28 protein-coding genes are annotated in these 20976 nt (G+C 63.3%); all 28 read left to right on the forward strand.

All coding sequences use genetic code 11. The annotated features are described in order from the left end of the window. Window positions 1–114 precede the first annotated feature (114 nt). A complete protein-coding gene (rpoC, locus tag ACSQ3P_RS02025; RefSeq protein ID WP_436164017.1) occupies window positions 115–4323 on the forward strand; it encodes a DNA-directed RNA polymerase subunit beta' in 4209 nt (1402 codons plus the stop codon). 438 nt (window positions 4324–4761) lie between these two features. After that, window positions 4762–5133, forward strand: a complete 372-nt coding sequence (gene rpsL / locus ACSQ3P_RS02030) for a 30S ribosomal protein S12 (RefSeq protein WP_038358286.1) — start codon at window positions 4762–4764, stop codon at window positions 5131–5133. 72 nt (window positions 5134–5205) lie between these two features. Next, window positions 5206–5676 (forward strand): 30S ribosomal protein S7, encoded by a 471-nt coding sequence (gene rpsG / locus ACSQ3P_RS02035; RefSeq protein ID WP_092178538.1) that lies wholly within the window; start codon window positions 5206–5208, stop codon window positions 5674–5676. A gap of 34 nt (window positions 5677–5710) precedes the next feature. Continuing rightward, entirely contained in the window at window positions 5711–7786 is a 2076-nt protein-coding gene (gene fusA, locus ACSQ3P_RS02040; RefSeq protein ID WP_436164018.1) for an elongation factor G, read from the forward strand. A 54-nt stretch (window positions 7787–7840) separates the two neighbouring features. Continuing rightward, complete coding sequence (gene tuf / locus ACSQ3P_RS02045; protein WP_103872334.1) at window positions 7841–9031, forward strand: elongation factor Tu; 1191 nt, start codon at window positions 7841–7843, stop codon at window positions 9029–9031. A gap of 67 nt (window positions 9032–9098) precedes the next feature. After that, entirely contained in the window at window positions 9099–9407 is a 309-nt protein-coding gene (rpsJ, locus tag ACSQ3P_RS02050) for a 30S ribosomal protein S10 (protein WP_043237115.1), read from the forward strand. Window positions 9408–9532: 125 nt separating this feature from the next. Continuing rightward, a complete protein-coding gene (rplC, locus tag ACSQ3P_RS02055; RefSeq protein WP_069692155.1) occupies window positions 9533–10258 on the forward strand; it encodes a 50S ribosomal protein L3 in 726 nt (241 codons plus the stop codon). Continuing rightward, complete coding sequence (gene rplD / locus ACSQ3P_RS02060) at window positions 10258–10878, forward strand: 50S ribosomal protein L4 (protein ID WP_069692154.1); 621 nt, start codon at window positions 10258–10260, stop codon at window positions 10876–10878. The genes rplC and rplD overlap by 1 nt, the downstream gene beginning before the upstream one ends. Further along, complete coding sequence (locus ACSQ3P_RS02065) at window positions 10875–11186, forward strand: 50S ribosomal protein L23 (RefSeq protein ID WP_092177814.1); 312 nt, start codon at window positions 10875–10877, stop codon at window positions 11184–11186. The genes rplD and ACSQ3P_RS02065 overlap by 4 nt, the downstream gene beginning before the upstream one ends. Window positions 11187–11202: 16 nt before the next feature. Then, complete coding sequence (rplB, locus tag ACSQ3P_RS02070; protein ID WP_069692152.1) at window positions 11203–12045, forward strand: 50S ribosomal protein L2; 843 nt, start codon at window positions 11203–11205, stop codon at window positions 12043–12045. Window positions 12046–12053: 8 nt separating this feature from the next. Then, entirely contained in the window at window positions 12054–12332 is a 279-nt protein-coding gene (gene rpsS, locus ACSQ3P_RS02075; protein ID WP_069692151.1) for a 30S ribosomal protein S19, read from the forward strand. A gap of 3 nt (window positions 12333–12335) precedes the next feature. Beyond that, a complete protein-coding gene (rplV, locus tag ACSQ3P_RS02080; RefSeq protein WP_310150595.1) occupies window positions 12336–12719 on the forward strand; it encodes a 50S ribosomal protein L22 in 384 nt (127 codons plus the stop codon). Window positions 12720–12729: 10 nt separating this feature from the next. Then, complete coding sequence (rpsC, locus tag ACSQ3P_RS02085) at window positions 12730–13440, forward strand: 30S ribosomal protein S3 (protein WP_092177810.1); 711 nt, start codon at window positions 12730–12732, stop codon at window positions 13438–13440. 18 nt (window positions 13441–13458) lie between these two features. Next, the gene (gene rplP / locus ACSQ3P_RS02090) at window positions 13459–13872 is read left to right on the forward strand and encodes a 50S ribosomal protein L16 (RefSeq protein WP_069692148.1); all 414 of its coding nucleotides are present in this window, start codon (window positions 13459–13461) and stop codon (window positions 13870–13872) included. A gap of 11 nt (window positions 13873–13883) precedes the next feature. Further along, complete coding sequence (rpmC, locus tag ACSQ3P_RS02095; protein WP_069692147.1) at window positions 13884–14096, forward strand: 50S ribosomal protein L29; 213 nt, start codon at window positions 13884–13886, stop codon at window positions 14094–14096. A gap of 12 nt (window positions 14097–14108) precedes the next feature. Further along, window positions 14109–14351: a 30S ribosomal protein S17 gene (gene rpsQ, locus ACSQ3P_RS02100; protein WP_092177808.1), complete on the forward strand. Its 243-nt coding sequence runs from the start codon at window positions 14109–14111 to the stop codon at window positions 14349–14351. 106 nt (window positions 14352–14457) lie between these two features. After that, complete coding sequence (gene rplN / locus ACSQ3P_RS02105) at window positions 14458–14826, forward strand: 50S ribosomal protein L14 (protein WP_054144259.1); 369 nt, start codon at window positions 14458–14460, stop codon at window positions 14824–14826. Continuing rightward, entirely contained in the window at window positions 14826–15143 is a 318-nt protein-coding gene (rplX, locus tag ACSQ3P_RS02110) for a 50S ribosomal protein L24 (RefSeq protein WP_043237098.1), read from the forward strand. The genes rplN and rplX overlap by 1 nt, the downstream gene beginning before the upstream one ends. Continuing rightward, window positions 15136–15705: a 50S ribosomal protein L5 gene (rplE, locus tag ACSQ3P_RS02115; RefSeq protein WP_092177806.1), complete on the forward strand. Its 570-nt coding sequence runs from the start codon at window positions 15136–15138 to the stop codon at window positions 15703–15705. The genes rplX and rplE overlap by 8 nt, the downstream gene beginning before the upstream one ends. A gap of 36 nt (window positions 15706–15741) precedes the next feature. Continuing rightward, complete coding sequence (rpsN, locus tag ACSQ3P_RS02120; RefSeq protein ID WP_092177804.1) at window positions 15742–16047, forward strand: 30S ribosomal protein S14; 306 nt, start codon at window positions 15742–15744, stop codon at window positions 16045–16047. A gap of 12 nt (window positions 16048–16059) precedes the next feature. Next, window positions 16060–16455: a 30S ribosomal protein S8 gene (gene rpsH / locus ACSQ3P_RS02125; protein ID WP_092177802.1), complete on the forward strand. Its 396-nt coding sequence runs from the start codon at window positions 16060–16062 to the stop codon at window positions 16453–16455. A 33-nt stretch (window positions 16456–16488) separates the two neighbouring features. Beyond that, window positions 16489–17022: a 50S ribosomal protein L6 gene (gene rplF / locus ACSQ3P_RS02130; RefSeq protein ID WP_069692141.1), complete on the forward strand. Its 534-nt coding sequence runs from the start codon at window positions 16489–16491 to the stop codon at window positions 17020–17022. Between the two features lie 5 nt (window positions 17023–17027). Then, entirely contained in the window at window positions 17028–17393 is a 366-nt protein-coding gene (gene rplR / locus ACSQ3P_RS02135) for a 50S ribosomal protein L18 (RefSeq protein WP_436164019.1), read from the forward strand. A 183-nt stretch (window positions 17394–17576) separates the two neighbouring features. Then, window positions 17577–18137: a 30S ribosomal protein S5 gene (rpsE, locus tag ACSQ3P_RS02140; RefSeq protein ID WP_069692139.1), complete on the forward strand. Its 561-nt coding sequence runs from the start codon at window positions 17577–17579 to the stop codon at window positions 18135–18137. 10 nt (window positions 18138–18147) lie between these two features. Then, window positions 18148–18342 (forward strand): 50S ribosomal protein L30, encoded by a 195-nt coding sequence (gene rpmD, locus ACSQ3P_RS02145; protein WP_069692138.1) that lies wholly within the window; start codon window positions 18148–18150, stop codon window positions 18340–18342. A 13-nt stretch (window positions 18343–18355) separates the two neighbouring features. Further along, on the forward strand, window positions 18356–18835 hold the full coding sequence (rplO, locus tag ACSQ3P_RS02150; RefSeq protein WP_092177800.1) for a 50S ribosomal protein L15: 480 nt from the start codon (window positions 18356–18358) through the stop codon (window positions 18833–18835). Between the two features lie 94 nt (window positions 18836–18929). Beyond that, window positions 18930–20267 (forward strand): preprotein translocase subunit SecY, encoded by a 1338-nt coding sequence (gene secY / locus ACSQ3P_RS02155; RefSeq protein ID WP_103717384.1) that lies wholly within the window; start codon window positions 18930–18932, stop codon window positions 20265–20267. Beyond that, a complete protein-coding gene (locus tag ACSQ3P_RS02160) occupies window positions 20267–20851 on the forward strand; it encodes an adenylate kinase (RefSeq protein ID WP_436164020.1) in 585 nt (194 codons plus the stop codon). The genes secY and ACSQ3P_RS02160 overlap by 1 nt, the downstream gene beginning before the upstream one ends. Window positions 20852–20976: the final 125 nt, after the last annotated feature.

Genomic DNA, 20976 nt, shown 5'->3' on the forward strand with positions numbered 1-20976 from the left:
TCGCTCAAGACGCGCCGGGAACGAGATAATGCCTGCGGCACTCACGCCGCAGGCCGATGGTTATGATAGCCGGGCAGGGCGGTCTTATCCCCCGCCGGCGGTAGGAGACAGGCAATGAAGCAAGAGGTCATGAACCTTTTCGGCCAGCAGCCGGTGCAGCAGGCCTTCGACGCGATCAAGATCTCGATCGCGAGCCCGGAGAAGATCCTGTCCTGGTCCTATGGCGAGATCAAAAAGCCGGAGACCATCAACTACCGGACCTTCAAGCCCGAGCGCGACGGCCTGTTCTGCGCCCGCATCTTCGGGCCGATCAAGGACTACGAGTGCTTGTGCGGCAAGTACAAGCGCATGAAGTTCAAGGGCGTCATCTGCGAGAAGTGCGGTGTGGAAGTCACGCTTGCGCGCGTCCGGCGTGAGCGCATGGGCCATATCGAGCTCGCCGCTCCGGTCGCGCATATCTGGTTCCTGAAGTCGCTGCCCTCGCGCATCGGCCTGCTGATGGACATGCCGCTCAAGGATCTCGAGCGCATTCTCTATTTCGAGTCCTATGTCGTCATCGAGCCGGGCCTGACGCCTCTCAAGGACCGTCAGATCCTGTCCGAGGAAGAGTATGTCCGCTGCCAGGAAGAGTATGGCGCCGACACCTTCACGGCGATGATCGGCGCGGAAGCCATCCGCGAGATGCTGCGCGCGCTCGACCTCGACCAGATCAACGCCGATCTCAAGCATGAGATCGCGACGACGACGTCGGAGCTGAAGCCCAAGAAGCTGATGAAGCGCCTCAAGATCATCGAGGCGTTCCAGCAGTCCGGCAACAAGCCGGAATGGATGGTCATGACCATCATTCCGGTGATCCCGCCCGATCTGCGCCCGCTGGTGCCGCTCGACGGCGGCCGCTTCGCGACCTCCGACCTGAACGACCTCTATCGCCGGGTGATCAACCGCAACAACCGCCTGAAGCGGCTGATCGAACTGCGCGCGCCCGACATCATCATCCGCAACGAGAAGCGGATGCTGCAGGAATCGGTCGATGCGCTGTTCGACAACGGCCGCCGCGGCCGCGTCATCACGGGCGCCAACAAGCGTCCGTTGAAGTCGCTCGCCGACATGCTGAAGGGCAAGCAGGGCCGCTTCCGCCAGAACCTGCTCGGCAAGCGCGTCGACTATTCCGGCCGTTCGGTCATCGTGGTCGGCCCGGAGATGAAGCTGCACCAGTGCGGGCTGCCCAAGAAGATGGCGCTCGAGCTGTTCAAGCCGTTCATCTATGCGCGCCTCGACGCCAAGGGCTACTCGACCACGGTCAAGCAGGCCAAGAAGCTGGTCGAGAAGGAGAAGCCTGAGGTCTGGGACATCCTGGACGAGGTCATCCGCGAGCATCCGGTGCTGCTGAACCGCGCCCCGACGCTGCACAGGCTCGGCATCCAGGCCTTCGAGCCGGTGCTGATCGAAGGTAAGGCGATCCAGCTTCACCCGCTGGTCTGCGCCGCCTTCAACGCCGACTTCGACGGCGACCAGATGGCCGTGCACGTTCCGCTGTCGCTGGAAGCGCAGCTGGAAGCGCGCGTCCTGATGATGTCGACCAACAACATCCTGCACCCGGCCAACGGTCTTCCGATCATCGTGCCGTCGCAGGACATCGTGCTCGGCCTTTATTATCTCTCGATCGTCTCTGACGGCGAGCCGGGCCAGGGCAAGATCTTCGGCGACTTCGGCGAGCTCGAATACGCGCTGCACGAGAAGGTCGTGACGCTGCATTCGAAGATCAAATACCGCTGGACCGGCGTCGATCAGGACGGCAAGTCCTACACCAAGATCTACGACACTACGCCTGGCCGCGTCATTCTCTCGACTGCGCTGCCCAAGCACCCGAACATGACCTTCGACGTCAGCAACCGCCTGATGACGAAGAAGGAAATCTCGGGAATGATCGACGCCGTCTATCGCGGCTGCGGTCAGAAGGAATCGGTGATCTTCTGCGACCGCATCATGTCGCTGGGCTTCACCCACGCCTTCAAGGCCGGCATCTCCTTCGGCAAGGACGACATGGTCGTGCCGGAGAACAAATGGGAGATCGTCGACACCACCCGCGCGCTCGCCAAGGATTACGAGCAGCAGTACCAGGACGGCCTGATCACTCAGGGCGAGAAGTACAACAAGGTCGTCGACGCCTGGGCGAAGTGCTCCGACAAGCTCGCCCAGGAGATGATGGCCCGCATCTCGACCGTGAAGAAGGACGAGAACGGTCGCGATAAGCCGATCAACTCGATCTACATGATGAGCCACTCCGGAGCGCGTGGTTCGCCGGCCCAGATGAAGCAGCTGGCGGCGATGCGCGGCCTGATGGCCAAGCCCTCGGGCGAGATCATCGAGTCGCCGATCATCTCGAACTTCAAGGAAGGCCTCGACGTTCTCGAGTACTTCAACTCGACCCACGGCGCCCGCAAGGGCCTCGCCGATACCGCGCTCAAGACGGCCAACTCCGGCTATCTCACGCGCCGTCTCGTCGACGTGGCGCAGGATGCCATCATCTCCGAAGTCGATTGCGGCTCGGAGAGCGGCATCAAGATGCGCGCCATCATCGACGCGGGTCAGGTCGTCGCTTCGCTCGGCATCCGCATCCTCGGCCGCTCCGCGGCGGAAGATGTCACCGACATCGACGGCAAGGTCCTGGTGCCGAAGGGCACGATGATCGACGAGCACCACATCGAGGCGATCAACGCCGCTGGTGTGCAGGAGGTGAAGATCCGTTCGGTGCTGACCTGCGCCACCAAGAACGGCGTCTGCGCCACCTGCTACGGACGCGATCTTGCTCGCGGCACGCCCGTCAACATGGGCGAGGCCGTCGGCGTCATCGCGGCGCAGTCGATCGGCGAGCCCGGTACGCAGCTCACCATGCGCACCTTCCACATCGGTGGCGCGGCGACGATCGCCGACCAGTCCTTCGTCGAGTCGAACTTCGAAGGCGTGGTCAAGATCCGCAACCGCAACCTCGCCCGGAATTCGGACGGCGACTTGATCGCAATGGCGCGTAACATCGCCGTCGTGATCGTGGGGCCGGACGGCGCCGAGCGCGCGGTTCACCGCGTCCAGTTCGGCTCGAAGCTGCGCATCGACGAGGGCGACAAGGTCAAGCGCGGCCAGCGCCTGATCGAGTGGGATCCCTATTCCCGCCCGATCCTGGCCGAGGTCGACGGCTCCGTCGGCTTCGAGGACCTGGTCGACGGCATGTCGATCACCGAGACGACCGACGAAGCGACGGGCATCAACAAGCGCGTCGTCATCGACTGGCGCGGCTCGGCCCGTACGTCCGATCTGCGCCCGGCTCTGACGGTGCATGGCCCGGACGGCAAGATCGCCAAGCTCGCGCGTGGCGGTGAAGCCCGCTACATCCTGCCTGTCGACGGCATCATCTCGGTCGAGCCCGGCTCCCATATCAAGGCGGGTGACGTGCTGGCCCGTGTCTCGACGGACTCCGCCAAGACGCGCGACATCACCGGCGGTCTGCCGCGGGTGGCGGAGCTGTTCGAGGCGCGTCGTCCCAAGGATGCGGCGATCATCGCCGAGAAGGCCGGCGTCATCGGCTTCGGCAAGGACTACAAGAACAAGCGCCGGGTCACGCTGACTCCGCATGACGGTTCCGAGGGGCTCGAGTACCTGATCCCCAAGGGCAAGCACATCCATCTCCAGGACGGCGACGTCGTGGAGACGGGCGACTACATCCTCGATGGCAACCCGGCCCCGCACGACATCCTGGCGATCAAGGGCGTCGAGGAGCTGGCGGCTTATCTGGTGAACGAGATCCAGGAGGTCTATCGCCTCCAGGGCGTGGGCATCAACGACAAGCACATCGAGGTCATCGTCCGGCAGATGCTGCAGAAGATCGAGATCACCGAGTCGGGCGACACCGACATCCTGACCGGTGACCAGGTCGACCGCATCGAGCTGCAGGAGATCAATGCGAAGATGAAGGAAGAGGGCAAGAAGCCCGCTTCCGGCGTCCCCGTGCTGCTCGGCATCACCAAGGCGAGCTTGCAGACGCGGTCCTTCATCTCGGCGGCGTCGTTCCAGGAGACCACCCGCGTCCTCACCGAGGCGGCGGTCAACGGCAAGTACGACACGCTGGAAGGCCTCAAGGAGAACGTCATCGTCGGCTCGCTGATCCCGGCCGGCACCGGCGCGCAGGTCGCCCGCATCAAGCAGGTGGCGACGCGTCGTGACGATCTCATCGTCGGTCAGAAGGCCGATGCGGCTGCCAAGGCTGCCGCTTCCGCGGCCAAGGCTGCTGCGGCTGCTGTTGCGGCGGCGCTGCCCGCGGCCGAATGACGGCGCATTGACGCTTGATCGTTACGAAATGGCCGCCTCCGGGCGGCCATTTTGCTGTGTAGGGGAGGGCGCTTGACCCTTTGCCGCGGCTGAATATGCTGTTTGGGCCGCGTGCAGGGCGAAGTCGCCAGAATTGGGGTTGACGCGACTCGGGTTGCGAGTCATAAGCGCGCCACTGTCGATGGTTGTCGGACACGTATGTCGCTTTGCCCTGGTTGCAAGCGAATTTCGCGGCCGAAACTCCATCGGAATTCCAGCGTCGATTGACGACATGGTGAGATGCATGAATGCGGAGTGATCCGTGTTCCTCTGCTGGCGAATGCGCCTGAGGTTTCCCTGCCGGGAGCCGATGGCGCAGTTTCGTTTGTGCCATGGCTTCGCTTGATCTGGGCCATCGATTTAGAGATTTCCAAACGCTCAGTGGAGCGAGAGGCCAGAATGCCGACAATCAGCCAGCTCATTCGCAAGCCACGTTCGCCCGTCAAGGCGCGCAACACCGCTCCGGCGCTTGAATCCTGCCCGCAGAAGCGCGGCGTCTGCACGCGCGTTTATACGACGACGCCGAAGAAGCCGAACTCCGCGTTGCGTAAGGTCGCCAAGGTGCGCCTGACCAACGGCTTCGAAGTGATCGGCTATATTCCTGGTGAGGGTCACAACCTCCAGGAGCACTCGGTCGTCATGATCCGCGGCGGCCGCGTCAAGGACTTGCCCGGCGTGCGTTATCACATCCTCCGCGGTGTGCTCGATACGCAGGGCGTGAAGAACCGTAAGCAGCGCCGTTCGAAGTACGGCGCCAAGCGTCCGAAGTGAGTTCTGCCAGACTGGCGGGGCGATGAGCCCGAGCCTGTTCGCAGCTTTTGAGATTTGACCGGAGACTAGACGATGTCCCGCCGCCATAGCGCTGAAAAGCGTGAGATCATTCCCGATCCGAAGTTCCACGATATCATCGTGACGAAGTTCATGAATTCGGTGATGTACGAAGGCAAGAAGTCGACCGCCGAGCGGATCGTCTACGGCGCTTTCGATATCATCGAGGGCAAGCTGAAGAGCGACCCGCTCGCCGTCTTCAAGAGCGCGCTCGAGAACGTCGCTCCGGCGATCGAGGTCCGTTCGCGTCGCGTCGGCGGCGCCACCTACCAGGTTCCGGTCGAGGTTCGCACCGAGCGTCGTCAGGCGCTGGCGATCCGCTGGCTGATCACGGCTGCTCGCGGTCGTAACGACAAGACGATGGTCGAGCGGCTCTCCTCGGAGCTGATGGATGCCGCCAACAACCGCGGAAATGCCGTGAAGAAGCGTGAAGACACGCACCGGATGGCGGAAGCCAACCGCGCCTTCTCGCATTATCGCTGGTAACCGTTCGTCAGACTAGGAAAGACAGAGCGCTCCTATGGCACGCACTCATCCCATCGACCGATACCGTAATTTCGGCATCATGGCGCATATCGACGCCGGCAAGACGACGACGACCGAGCGCGTGCTGTATTACACCGGCAAGTCGCACAAGATCGGCGAAGTCCATGACGGCGCCGCCACCATGGACTGGATGGAGCAGGAGCAGGAGCGTGGCATCACGATCACCTCGGCTGCGACCACCTGCCTGTGGCGTGAACATCGCCTGAACATCATCGACACCCCCGGCCACGTCGACTTCACCATCGAAGTCGAGCGTTCGCTGCGCGTGCTCGACGGCGCCGTCTGCGTGCTCGACGGCAACCAGGGCGTCGAGCCCCAGACCGAGACCGTCTGGCGCCAGGCCGACAAATACGACGTGCCGCGCATCGTGTTCGTCAACAAGATGGACAAGACGGGCGCGGATTTCTATCGCTGCGTCCAGGACATCATTGACCGCGTCGCCGGCAAGCCGGTGTGCCTGCAGATCCCGATCGGCGCCGAGTCCGATTTTGTTGGCGTCGTCGACCTGATCAAGATGAAGGCGATCGTCTGGAACGGCGAGGCGCTTGGCGCTTCCTTCGAAGAGAAGGAGATTCCTGCCGATCTCGCCGACAAGGCCGCCGAGTATCGTAACAAGCTGGTCGAAGCCGCCGTCGACATGGACGATGCGGCCATGGAAGCCTATCTCGAAGGCACCGAGCCCGACGCCGAGACGCTGCGCAAGCTGATCCGCACCGCGGTGCAGCGCCGCGCCTTCCATCCCGTGCTCTGCGGCTCGGCCTTCAAGAACAAGGGCGTCCAGCCCCTGCTCGACGCCGTCGTCGACTTCCTGCCCTCGCCGGTCGATCGTGGCGAGATCAAGGGCATCGACTTCAAGACCGAGGAAGAGACCGTTCGTCACCCGACGGACGAGGATCCCTTTTCCATGCTCGCCTTCAAGATCATGGACGACCCCTTCGTCGGCACGATCACCTTTTGCCGCGTCTATTCGGGCAAGGTCGAGACCGGCGCAGGCGTCATCAACTCGACCCGCGACAAGAAAGAGCGTGTCGGCCGCATGCTGCTGATGCACGCGAACAACCGCGAAGACATCAAGGAGGCTTTCGCCGGCGACATCGTCGCCCTGGCCGGCCTCAAGGACGTCCGCACCGGCGACACGCTGTGCGACCCCGTCAAGGCGGTCATCCTGGAGCGTATGGAATTCCCCGAGCCGGTCATCACGATCGCGATCGAGCCGAAGTCCAAGGCCGACCAGGAGAAGCTTGGCCTGGCTCTGGCGAAGCTCGCCAACGAGGATCCCTCGTTCCGCGTTTCGACCGACCAGGAGAGCGGCCAGACCATTCTCAAGGGCATGGGCGAGCTGCATCTCGACATCAAGGTCGACATCCTGCGCCGGACTTACAAGGTGGACGCCAATATCGGCGCTCCCCAGGTGGCCTATCGCGAGACGATCACCAAGAAGGCCGAGATCGACTACACCCATAAGAAGCAGACCGGCGGTACCGGCCAGTTCGCCCGCGTCAAGCTGGTGATCGAGCCGAACGAGACCGGCAAGGGCTTCGAGTTCGAGTCGAAGGTCGTCGGCGGAACGGTTCCGAAGGAATACATCCCCGGCGTCGAAAAGGGCCTGAACTCGGTGATCGGCTCCGGCGTGATCGCCGGCTTCCCGGTGGTCGACGTCAAGGTCACGCTGATCGACGGCGCCTTCCACGAGGTCGACTCCTCGGCGCTCGCCTTCGAAATCGCCTCGCGCGCTGCTTTGCGTGAAGGCCTGCAGAAGGGCGGCTCCGTGCTGCTCGAGCCGATCATGAAGGTCGAAGTGGTGACCCCGGAAGACTATACCGGTTCGGTCATCGGCGATCTGAACTCGCGCCGTGGCCAGATCCAGGGCCAGGACATGCGCGGCAACGCGGTCGTCGTCAACGCGATGGTCCCGCTCGCCAACATGTTCGGCTACGTCAACCAGCTGCGTTCGTTCAGCCAGGGACGCGCCAACTACACGATGCAGTTCGACCACTACGAGCAAGTGCCTTCGGCGGTCGCCGCCGAGGTCCAGGCCAAGTACGCCTGAACCGACACACCTATTCGCTGAACATTGAAAACGACCTGACGGACGGAGGCTACGATGGCCAAAGAGAAATTCGCGCGCACGAAGCCGCATTGCAACATTGGAACGATTGGTCACGTTGACCATGGCAAGACGTCTTTGACGGCGGCGATCACGAAGATTCTGGCCGAGTCTGGCGGCGCCACGTTCACGGCGTATGACCAAATCGACAAGGCGCCGGAGGAGAAGGCCCGCGGCATCACGATCTCGACCGCTCACGTCGAGTATGAGACGGCTGCGCGCCACTATGCTCACGTCGACTGCCCCGGCCACGCCGACTATGTGAAGAACATGATCACGGGCGCGGCGCAGATGGACGGCGCGATCCTGGTCGTGTCGGCAGCTGATGGCCCGATGCCGCAGACCCGCGAGCACATCCTGCTGGCGCGCCAGGTCGGCGTTCCCGCGCTGGTGGTGTTCATGAACAAGGTCGACCTGGTCGACGACGCCGAGCTGCTCGAGCTGGTCGAGATGGAGATCCGCGAGCTTCTGTCGAAGTACGACTTCCCGGGCGACGACATCCCGATCACCAAGGGTTCGGCGAAGGTTGCGCTGGACAATGGCGACAAGACGATCGGCCATGACGCGGTGCTGGCGCTGATGAAGACGGTCGACGAGTACATCCCGCAGCCGGCGCGTCCGCTGGACCTGCCGTTCCTGATGCCGGTCGAGGACGTGTTCTCGATCTCGGGTCGCGGCACGGTCGTGACGGGTCGCGTCGAGCGCGGCATCGTCAAGGTCGGCGAGGAAATCGAGATCGTCGGCCTGAAGGACACGGTCAAGACGACGGTGACGGGCGTCGAGATGTTCCGCAAGCTGCTCGACCAGGGCCAGGCCGGCGACAACATCGGCGCGCTGCTGCGCGGCACGAAGCGCGAGGACGTCGAGCGCGGGCAGATCCTGTGCAAGCCGGGTTCGGTGAAGCCGCACACCAAGTTCAAGGCCGAGGCCTACATCCTGACGAAGGAGGAGGGCGGTCGTCATACCCCGTTCTTCACCAACTACCGCCCGCAGTTCTACTTCCGCACGACGGACGTGACCGGCGTGGTGCACCTGCCTGAGGGCACCGAGATGGTGATGCCTGGCGACAACATCGCCATGGAAGTGCACCTGATCGTGCCGATCGCGATGGAGGAGAAGCTGCGCTTCGCCATCCGCGAAGGCGGCCGCACCGTCGGTGCAGGCGTCGTCGCTAGCATCATCGCGTAACGCGTTTTCGTGAGGGCGAAGGCCCTACCGGGCCTTTGCCTTTTCACGTCACGGAGAACACAAGACCATGAACGGTCAGAACATCCGGATCCGCCTCAAGGCGTTCGACCATCGCATCCTCGACGCTTCGACGCGCGAGATCGTGTCGACGGCCAAGAGGACGGGCGCCCAGGTCCGCGGGCCCATCCCGCTGCCCACGCTCATCGAGAAGTTCACGGTCAACCGCTCGCCGCACATCGACAAGAAGTCGCGCGAGCAGTTTGAGATGCGGACCCACAAGCGGGTTCTCGATATCGTCGACCCGACCCCTCAGACGGTCGACGCCCTGATGAAGCTTGATCTCGCCGCCGGCGTCGACGTCGAAATCAAGTTGTAAGTTGACCATGGTCCAGACGACGATCCGATATTCCCGTCGTCCGGCCATGTTCTGATTTTTAGCCGGGTCCTCTGTCTCCTGCGTTTTGGCAGGATGAACATGACCCCAAGGGAAGGTATGCACCGATGCGTTCCGGTGTGATTGCACAGAAAGTCGGGATGACCCGCATCTTCACGGATGCCGGCGAACATATCCCGGTCACCGTGCTGAAGCTCGATAACTGCCAGGTTGTCGCGCATCGTACGGTTGAGAAGAACGGCTATGTCGCCGTTCAGCTCGGGTCGGGCTTGGCCAAGGTCAAGAACGTCTCGAAGGCTGAGCGCGGTCATTTCGCCGTCGCCAAGGTCGAGCCCAAGCGCAAGATCGTCGAGTTCCGCGTCAGCGACGACGCGTTGATCCCGGTCGGCGCCGAGCTGACGGCTGACCACTTCGTCGTCGGCCAGTTCGTCGATGTCAGCGGCACGACCATTGGCAAGGGCTTCGCCGGCGGCATGAAGCGCTGGAACTTCGGCGGCCTTCGCGCCACGCACGGTGTTTCGGTCTCGCATCGCTCGATCGGTTCGACCGGTGGCCGTCAGGACCCGGGCAAGACCTTCAAGAACAAGAAGATGCCGGGCCATCTGGGCGCCGAGCGCGTCACCACGCAGAACCTGCGCGTCGTCCAGACGGATGTCGAGCGCGGCCTGATCCTGGTCGAAGGTGCGGTCCCCGGTCATGCCGGTGGCTGGATCCACGTCCGCGACGCCGTCAAGCGCGCGCTGCCCAAGGATGCGCCCCTGCCGGGCAAGTTCAAGGTTGCCGGCGGCGAAACGCAGGCTCCCGCGACTGAGACCGTTGAGGAGAACGCGTGATGAAGCTCGATATCACCACCCTCGAGGGCGGCTCTGCCGGCTCCGTCGAATTGTCGGATGCGATCTTCGGCCTTGAGCCGCGCGCCGACATCCTCGCCCGCATGGTGCGCTATCAGCTCGCCAAGCGCCGGGCCGGGACGCACAAGTCCAAGGGCCGTTCGGAAGTCGATCGCACCCGCAAGAAGATCTACAAGCAGAAGGGCACCGGCGGCGCTCGCCACGGCGCTGCTTCCGCTCCGCAGTTCCGCGGCGGCGGCAAGGCCTTCGGCCCGATCGTGCGTGACCATGCGCATGACCTGCCCAAGAAGGTCCGCGCTCTGGCTCTTCGTCATGCGCTCTCGGCCAAGGCCAAGGGTTCCGAGATCATCATCATCGATGATGTGAAGCTCTCGGAGCCCAAGACCAAGCTGCTGCTCGGCCATTTCAGCAAGCTGGACCTGTCCAGCGTGCTGGTGATCGGCGGCGCCGAGATCGACGTGAACTTCGGCCTGGCCGCGCGTTCGATCCCGAATGTCGACGTCCTGCCGATCCAGGGCATCAACGTTTATGACATCCTGCGTCGCGACAAGCTCGTCTTGACCCGCGCGGCTGTCGATGCGCTGGAGGCGCGCTTCAAATGAGCCAGGCTGCAAAGAATCTGGATCCGCGCCACTACGACGTCATTCGTAGCCCGGTGATCACCGAGAAGGCGACGATGCTCTCCGAGCATAACAAGGTCGTCTTCGAGGTCTCCAAGACTGCGACAAAGCCGCAGATCAAGGCCGCGATCGAAAAGCTGTTCGACGTCAAGGTGAAGAGCGTGAACACGCTCGTCACCGAAGGGAAGATCAAGGTCTTCCGTGGCCGCCTCGGCCAGCGTTCGGACGTCAAGAAGGCAATCGTGACGCTCGAAGATGGTCATTCCATCGACGTGACCACGGGTCTGTGAAGGGAGGATCTGCATCATGGCTTTGAAGAGTTTCAAGCCGACCACGCCGAGCCTTCGCCAGCTCGTGATCGTCGACCGCAGCGAGCTCTATAAGGGCAAGCCGCTCAAGGTGCTGACCGAGGGCAAGTCGTCGTCGGGCGGCCGCAACAACCTCGGCCGCATCACCGTCCGCTTCCGCGGCGGCGGTCACAAGCGCACGCTGCGCCTGATCGACTTCAAGCGTCGCGGCAAGGATGGCATTCCGGCCGTGGTGGAACGGATCGAATACGATCCCAACCGCACCGCCTTCATCGCGCTGATCAAGTACAGCGACGGCGAGCAGGCCTATATCCTGGCCCCGCAGCGCCTCGCCGTCGGCGACAGCGTGATCTCGGGCCCGTCGGTCGACGTCAAGCCCGGCAACGCCGCCCCGATGGGCACGCTGCCGATTGGCACCATCGTCCACAATGTCGAGCTCAAGATCGGCAAGGGCGGGGCGCTGGCGCGGTCTGCGGGCAACTACGCCCAGATCGTCGGTCGCGACCAAGGCTATGTCATCGTCCGTCTGAACTCGGGCGAGCAGCGCCTGATCAGCGGCCTGTGCTATGCGACTGTGGGCGCGGTTTCCAACCCCGACCACATGAACCGGAATGACGGTAAGGCAGGGCGTTCGCGCTGGCTCGGTCGTCGTCCGCATAACCGCGGCGTCTCGATGAACCCAGTCGACCATCCCCATGGCGGCGGCGAAGGCCGCACCTCCGGTGGTCGTCACCCGGTCACCCCCTGGGGTAAGCCGACCAAGGGTAAGAAGACCCGCTCGAACAAGCGGACCGATACGTTCATCGTGTCGAGCCGTCACGCCCGCAAGAAGAAGAACTGAGGTCCGTCATGGCGCGTTCGCTTTGGAAAGGTCCGTTTGTCGACGGATACCTTCTGAAAAAGGCCGAGGTTGCCCGTTCGGCGGCCCGGTCTGAGGTCATCAAGATCTGGAGCCGTCGCTCCACGATCCTTCCGCAGTTCGTCGGTCTGACGTTCGGCGTCTACAACGGCCACAAGCATGTGCCGGTGTCCGTGTCCGAGGAAATGGTGGGCCACAAGTTCGGCGAGTTCTCGCCGACGCGCACCTTCCACGGCCACGCTGCCGACAAGAAGGCGAAGAGGAAGTAAGCCATGGGAAAAGCATCCTTCCCCCGTGCGCTGCCTGACAACGAAGCCATTGCGGTCGCCCGCAATCTTCGCGTCAGCCCGCAGAAGCTCAACCTCCTCGCCCAGCTGATCCGTGGCAAGAAGGTCTCGACCGCGCTCGCCGACCTCGAATTCTCGCGCAAGCGGATTTCGCTGGACGTGCGCAAGTGCCTTCAGAGCGCGATCGCCAACGCCGAGAACAACCATGATCTCGACGTCGATGACCTCGTCGTGGCGCAGGCCTTCGTCGGCAAGGCGCTGGTCATGAAGCGTTTCCACGCTCGCGCCCGCGGCCGCGGCGCCCGCATCCTGAAGCCCTTCGCCAACATCACGATCGTGGTGCGCGAAGTCGCGGCGGCCAAGGCCTGAGGAGAGAACGATGGGTCAGAAAATCAATCCGATCGGGCTTCGCCTCGGCATCAACCGCACCTGGGATTCGCGCTGGTTCGCGCAGAAGGGTGAGTACGGCAAGCTTCTGCATGAGGATATGGCGATCCGCGCCGCGCTCATGAAGCTGCTGAAGCAGGCTGCGATCTCCAAGATCATCATCGAGCGTCCGCATAAGAAGTGCCGGGTCACCATCCACTCGGCTCGTCCGGGCGTGGTGATCGGCAAGAAGGGCGCCGATATCGAGAAGCTGCGCAAGACGGTGATGACGCTCACCAAGGCCGATGTTGCCATCAACATCGTCGAGGTGCGCAAGCCCGAGATCGACGCGACCCTGGTCGCCGACTCGATCGCGCAGCAGCTCGAGCGCCGCGTCGCGTTCCGTCGCGCCATGAAGCGGGCCGTTCAGTCGGCCATGCGTCTGGGCGCCGAGGGCATCCGCATCAACTGCTCGGGCCGTCTCGGCGGCGCCGAAATCGCGCGTCTGGAATGGTATCGCGAAGGTCGCGTGCCGCTGCACACGCTGCGCGCCGATGTGGATTACGGTGTGGCGACTGCCTTCACCACCTACGGCACGTGCGGCATCAAGGTCTGGATCTTCAAGGGCGAGATCCTCGAACACGACCCGATGGCCCAGGACAAGCGCATGGCCGATGAGGGCAGCCGTTCCGGCGGTGGCCATCGTCGTGACCACGCCGCGTAAGGCTGATCGAGAAGAGCCATGTTGCAACCAAAGAAGACTAAGTTCCGCAAGCAGTTCAAGGGGCGCATTTCCGGCGTCGCCAAGGGCGGCACGGATCTGAATTTCGGCCAGTTCGGCCTCAAGGCACTGATGCCGGAACGCGTCACCGCGCGCCAGATCGAGGCGGCCCGCCGCGCGATCACGCGTGCCATGAAGCGCGCCGGCCGTGTCTGGATCCGGATCTTCCCGGACGTGCCGGTTTCGAAGAAGCCGACCGAAGTCCGCATGGGCAAGGGCAAGGGCGCGCCTGAATTCTGGGCAGCCAAGGTCAAGCCGGGCCGGATCATGTTCGAGATCGACGGCGTGCCGGAAGAGACCGCGCGCGAGGCCATGCGTCTCGGCGCAGCCAAGCTGCCGATCAAGACCCGCTTCATCCAACGCATCGCCGAGTAAGGGAGGACGACATGAAGACCGCAAAACGCCTGTCCGACCTGAAGGTCATGAGCGTGGACCTGCTGCAGGAAGAGCTCCTGAAGCTGAAGAAGGAGCAGTTCAACCTGCGTTTCCAGCGCGCCACCGGTCAGCTCGAGAATACCGCTCGGGTCACCGAAGTGCGCAAGGATATCGCCCGCATCAAAACACTGCAGCGGTCCAAGACCGCCGCAGTGAGCGCCTGAGGAGTTTGAGACATGCCGAAGCGCGTGCTGCAGGGCGTCGTCGTCAGCGACAAGCAAAATAAAACAGTTGTGGTGAAGGTCGAGCGGCGCTATACGCACCCGCTCCTCAAGAAGACCGTTCGCCGCACGAAAAACTATCATGCCCACGACGAGGCTCAGGTCTCGAAGGTTGGCGACCAGGTCTGGATCGAGGAGTCCAAGCCCATTTCCAAGCTGAAAAGCTGGGTTGTGCTCGACAACGCTCCCAAGGCGTAAGTCAAATTTGAGGCCAGGGGGCGATCGACCCCCGTCAGTCGTAGTCCCGGCGGCGCTAATGCCTGCCGGGAAACCGCGCTGATATGCATATGGAAGGATCAAGGCCATGATCCAGGTGCAGACGAATCTCGAGGTCGCGGATAACTCCGGCGCCCGTCGTGTGATGTGCATCAAGGTTCTCGGCGGGTCGAAGCGGCGTTACGCTCGCATTGGCGACATCATTGTCGTTTCGATCAAGGAAGCCATTCCCCGTGGCCGCGTGAAGAAGGGCGACGTCATGAAGGCGGTCGTCGTTCGCACCGCCAAGGACGTCAAGCGCGCCGATGGTTCGGTGATTCGGTTCGACCGCAATGCGGCCGTCCTGATCAACAACCAGAAGGAGCCTGTCGGCACCCGTATCTTCGGACCGGTTCCGCGCGAACTTCGCGCCAAGAACCACATGAAGATCATCTCGCTTGCGCCAGAGGTGCTGTAATGGCTGCGAAGATCAAGAAGGGCGACAAGGTCGTCGTGTTGGCCGGCCGTGACAAGGGCAAGGCCGGCGAAGTGCTCCAGGTGCTTCCGAAGGATGCCCGCGCCGTGGTGCGTGGCGTCAATCTCGTCAAGAAGCACACCAAGGCGTCGGCCCAGTCCGAGGGCGGCATCATCAGCAAGGAAGCGACGATCGATCTGTCGAACCTTGCCGTGGCCGATCCGAAGGACGGCAAGCCGACCCGGGTTGGCTTCAAGGTGCTCGACGATGGCCGCAAGGTCCGTTTCGCCAAGCGTTCGGGGGATCTGATCGATGGCTGATAATCAGCAGCAGGCGGCTCTCACGCCGCGTATGAAGAAGCATTACGAGGACGTCGTCCGTCCCGCGATGATCGCCGAGTTCGGCTACAAGAACGCCATGGAAGTGCCGACGATCGACAAGATCGTCATCAACATGGGTGTTGGCGAAGCCACGGCTGACCGCAAGAAGGTCGACAACGCCGCCGGCGACCTCGCCCTGATCGCCGGTCAGAAGCCGGTCATCACCAAGTCCCGCCTCGCCATCGCCGGCTTCAAGCTGCGCGAGAACATGGCGGTCGGCTGCAAAGTCACGCTGCGCAAGACCAAGATGTTCGAGTTCGTCGACCGGCTCGTCACCATCGCCTTGCCCCGCGTGCGCGACTTCCGGGGCCTCAACCCCAAGTCGTTCGACGGGCGCGGCAATTTCGCGCTCGGCATCAAGGAGCACATCGTGTTCCCTGAGATCAACTACGACAAGGTCGACGCCGTGTGGGGTATGGACGTGATCGTTTGCACGACTGCGAAGTCGGACGACGAGGCACGCGCCTTGCTCAAGCACTTCAACTTCCCGTTCCGGCAGTGAGCCTCACCGCTCATACGCGGAAACCAGGAGAGATCGATGGCTAAGAAAAGCTCCGTCGAGAACAACAACCACCGCAAGGCTCTCGTGAAGAAATTCTCGGGCAAGCGCGCGCGGCTTCTCGCGATCGCCAATGACGACAGCCAGTCCATGGATGAGCGGTTCCTCGCTCGCCTCAAGCTCGCTGAACTGCCGCGCAACTCGGCTCCGAACCGGGTGCGCAACCGCTGTGAGGTGACGGGCCGTCCGCGCGCCTTCTACCGCAAGCTGAAGATGTCGCGCGTTGCGCTGCGCGAGCTCGGCAACAAGGGGCTGGTTCCCGGCCTCGTCAAGTCGAGCTGGTGAGGAGGACGCATCGTGATCATTGATCCGCTTGGAGATATGCTGACCCGCATCCGCAATGCGCAGATGCGGCGCAAGTCGCGCGTTTCGACGCCTGGTTCGAAGCTCAGGGCCCGCGTGCTCGATGTGCTTCAGTCCGAGGGCTACATCCGCGGCTACACCCAGACCGAGTTCGGCAATGGCCGGACCGAGTTCGATATCGAGCTGAAGTACCACGAGGGGCAGCCGGTCATCCGGTCGATCTCGCGGGTGTCGAAGCCCGGCCGCCGCGTCTATTCTTCGGTGGAGACGATGCCGCGCGTGGCCGATGGCCTTGGCGTGACCATCATCTCGACGCCGAAGGGTGTGATGCCCGATCATCTTGCCCGCGAGCAGAACGTGGGCGGCGAAGTGCTTTGCAAGGTCTTCTGACCTTCCGCGCCGCTCGTTTTCAGGAGAAATCCAATGTCTCGTATCGGTAAGAAGCCTGTTCCGGTTCCCGCTGGCGTCACCGCCAACGTCGCCGGCCAGCTCGTCAAGATCAAGGGCTCGAAGGGGGAACTCTCCTTCGAGGTGCCGGAGGACGTTTCGGTCGCCATGGATAATGGTGCCATCGCCGTCCAGCCGCGCTCGCAGACCAAGCGCGCCCGTTCGCTCTGGGGCACCTCGCGTGCTCGTGTCGCCAATCTGGTGCTGGGCGTCACCACGGGTTTCGAGAAGAAGCTCGAGATCAACGGCGTCGGCTACAAGGCCGCCGTCAATGGCAAGGTGCTCAAGCTGTCGCTCGGCTACAGCCACGACATTGATTATCCGATCCCGGAAGGTGTCGCGATCGTCACGCCGAAGCCGACCGAAATCGTGATCACCGGCATCGATAAGCAGGTGGTCGGCCAGACCGCCGCCGAGATCCGCGATTATCGCGGCCCCGAGCCCTATAAGGGCAAGGGCGTCAAGTACGCCGGCGAATTCATCTTCCGCAAGGAAGGGAAGAAGAAGTAAGCGCCATGAGCAGCAAGCAGACAGAAAACACTGCGCGCCGTCGGGCTCGCGTCCGTCGCGCCATCAAGGCGGTCGCCAATGGCCGCGCTCGCCTGTCGGTGCACCGCACCGGCAAGCAGATCTACGCCCAGGTCATCGACGACACGAAGGGGGTCACCCTCGCTTCGGCTTCGTCGCTGGACAAGGACATCCGCGCCGACATCAAGTCGGGTGCGAATGTCGAGGCCGCGTCCGCGATCGGCAAGCTGATTGCCGAGCGCGCCGTCAAGGCGGGCGTGAAGGACGTGGTCTTCGATCGCGGTTCCTACATGTATCACGGCCGCGTCAAGGCGCTGGCCGAGGCGGCTCGCGAGGGCGGCCTGAACTTCTGACGCGGCTTCGTTCGGCTGGAAACAGCTGGACGAACGGCATTTGCGCCAGATTGAAGAACTGAGCGTGCCCTGCGAGATGTGGAATCCACTCTCGCAGGGCACGCTTCAACGTCGTTCCATCCGGAACGCTCGAGCGAGCGGCGAACGCCTTGGAGCGTCGTCCGCGCAAGTAAGAGGACTAAAATGGCGAGAGAACCTCGTGACCGCGATCGCGAAGAGCGCGATTCGGAATTCGTGGACAAGCTGGTCCACATCAACCGCGTCGCCAAGGTGGTGAAGGGTGGGCGTCGCTTCGGCTTCGCCGCGCTCGTCGTCGTCGGCGATCAGAAGGGCCGCGTCGGCTTCGGCCATGGCAAGGCCCGCGAAGTGCCGGAGGCGATCCGCAAGGCGACTGAAGCCGCCAAGCGCGGTCTCGTCCGCATCCCGCTGCGCGAAGGCCGCACGCTCCATCACGATGTGCAGGGCCGTCACGGCGCTGGCAAGGTCGTGCTGCGCGCTGCCCCGGCCGGTACCGGCATCATCGCCGGCGGCCCGATGCGCGCCGTCTTCGAAGCGGTCGGCATGCAGGACGTGGTGTCGAAGTCGCTCGGCTCCTCGAACCCCTACAACCTCGTCCGCGCGACGTTCGACGCGCTGAAGAACGAGGACAGCCCGCGCGGCGTCGCCGCGCGTCGGTCCCTGAAGGTTTCGGCCCTGCAGACGCGTCGTCGCGATGCTGGCACCGATGCCGCGGCCGAAGTGTGAGGGTGGGATCATGGCAAAAGCTGAAACCACCGTCGTCGTCGAGCAGATCGGTAGCCCGATCCGCCGCGAGGCTTCGCAGCGCCAGACCCTGATCGGTCTCGGCCTGAACAAGATCCGCCGGCGCTCGACCCTGGTCGACACGCCCTCCGTGCGTGGCATGATCGACAAGGTCAGGCACCTCGTCCGCGTCATCGACGTGAAGTGAGGGGAATCGTTCGATGAAACTCACAGACATTCGTGACAACGAAGGCGCGCACAAGTCGCGTATCCGTGTCGGCCGCGGTATCGGCTCCGGCAAGGGCAAGACCGGCGGACGCGGCGTCAAGGGCCAGAAGGCTCGTGCCGGCGTGGCGGTCAAGGGCTTCGAAGGCGGCCAGATGCCGCTCTATCGCCGCCTGCCCAAGCGTGGCTTCCACAACCTGTTCTCCAAGGATCTGAACGAGGTCAATCTCGGCCGGATCCAGCAGGCAGTCGAAGCCGGCAAGCTCGACGCCAAGGGTGCGGTCACGATCGAGGCGCTCGTCGCCGCCGGCGTGATCACCCGTCAGGCGACCGACGGCGTCAAGATCCTGGGCGTCGGCGAACTCAAGGCGAAGCTCGCCTTCGAGGTGGCCGGTGCGTCGAAGTCGGCGGTCGCCGCCATCGAGAAGGCCGGCGGTTCGGTGAAGATCCTGGCGCCTGCCGCTTCACAGGCGTGAGCCAAGCTCTTACATGAGCGTTTGCGAACGGCGGCCGGGCCCGAAGCCCAGGCCGCCGTTTGACTGTTTATGATACCATCCAAGGACCGGACGCATGGCATCGGCGGCTGAACAGCTTGCTTCAAACCTGAATTTCGGCGCGTTCGCCAAGGCGGATGAGCTGAAGAAACGCATCTGGTTCACGCTCGGCGCGCTGATCATCTACCGGCTCGGCACCTATATCCCGCTGCCCGGCATGAATCCCGACGCGGTCTCGGATCTGTTCAAGCAGTCCCAGTCCGGCGTGCTTGGCCTGTTCAACATGTTTTCCGGCGGCGCGGTCGGCCGGCTTGCGATCTTCGCGCTTGCGATCATGCCGTACATCTCGGCCTCGATCATCGTGCAGCTGCTCTCCAGCGTGATCCCGACCTTCGAGGCGCTGAAGAAGGAAGGCGAGCAGGGCCGCAAGGTCCTGAACCAGTACACGCGCTACCTGACGCTGGTTCTCGCGGTCTTCCAGGCCTATGGCATCGGCGTCGGCCTGCAGGGCTCAGGCAATCTCGTGCTGGAGCCGGGTCCGTTCTTCCTGCTCTCGACCACGATCACGCTGGTCGGCGGCACGATGTTCCTGCTCTGGCTCGGCGAGCAGATCACCAGCCGCGGCATCGGCAATGGCACCTCGATGATCATCTTCTCGGGCATCATCGCCGAGTTCCCGTCGCAGCTCGCCCAGACCCTCGAACTCGGCCGCCAGGGCGCGATCTCGACCGGCCTGCTGCTGCTGATCCTGGTGATGGCGATCTGCGTCATCGCCTTCTGCGTCTTCATGGAGCGCGCCCAGCGCCGGCTCCTGATCAACTATCCCAAGCGCCAGGTCGGCAACCGGATGTATGAGGGCCAGACCTCGTTCCTGCCGCTGAAGCTCAACACGGCCGGCGTGATTCCGCCGATCTTCGCGTCCTCGCTGCTGCTGCTGCCGACCACGATCGCGAGCTTCTCGCAGGCTTCGGGCGGCACGGGCTTCCTGTCGGTGATCGCGACCTATCTGGCCCATGGCCGGCCGCTGTTCATGTTCCTCTATGCGGCGCTGATCATCTTCTTCTGCTTTTTCTACACCGCGATCGTGTTCAATCCGGTGGAGACGGCCGACAATCTCAAGAAGCATGGCGGCTTCATGCCCGGCATCCGCCCGGGCGAGCGCACCGCCGAGCATATCGACCGCGTGCTGACGCGCATCACCGTGCTCGGAGCCGGCTATTTGACTATCGTCTGCCTTATCCCCGAGTTCATGATCACCTATGCCCAGATACCGATCATTCTCCTGGGCGGCACGTCGCTGCTGATCGTGGTGACGACGACGATGGATACCGTGGCGCAGGTTCACGGACATTTGCTGGCCCATCAGTATGAGGGGCTGGTCAAGAAGGCCAAGCTGCGAGGGGCGAAGCGCTGATGCGATTGATTTTCTTGGGGCCGCCGGGGGCGGGTAAGGGCACTCAAGCGGCGCGTATCGTCGAAGCGCACGGCATTCCTCAGCTTTCCACGGGCGACATGCTGCGTGCGGCCGTCGCGGCCGGTACGCCGATCGGCATCAAGGCGAAGTCGGTGATGGATTCCGGCGCGCTGGTTTCGGACGACATCGTCATCGGCATCGTTGCCGAGCGAATCGAGCATGCGGACGCCAAGAAGGGGTTCATCCTCGACGGCTTCCCGCGCACGCTGGCGCAGGCCGAGGCGCTCGATGCCATGCTGGAGTCCAAGGGGCTCAAGCTCGACAAGGTGCTGGAGCTCAAGGTCGACCAGACCAAGCTCGTCGACCGCATCGTCAAGCGCGCCGAAGAGGCGAGGGCGGCCGGGCAGCCGGTGCGCAAGGACGACGACCCGGAGGTCTTCAAGACCCGGCTCGAGGCCTATAATCGCGATACCGCGGTCGTCGCGCCCTATTACGCCAAGCGTGGGCAACTGACCGATATCGACGGCATGCAGCCGATCGACGCCGTGACTGCGGCGATCGAGAAGGCCTTGGCGGGATACTGATTTTTGCTTTGGCACGATTCTTGGTCGCGGCGGGTTGACTCGTTGCGCCCAAGCGACTAACGACCCCACTTCCGGTTTCATGCAGCGATGCCGACACCTTCGTAAGAGGGGACGGCGTCGCGTTT

Source organism: Allobosea sp. LjRoot9 (assembly GCF_964252745.1).
Classification (GTDB): Bacteria; Pseudomonadota; Alphaproteobacteria; order Rhizobiales; family Beijerinckiaceae; genus Allobosea.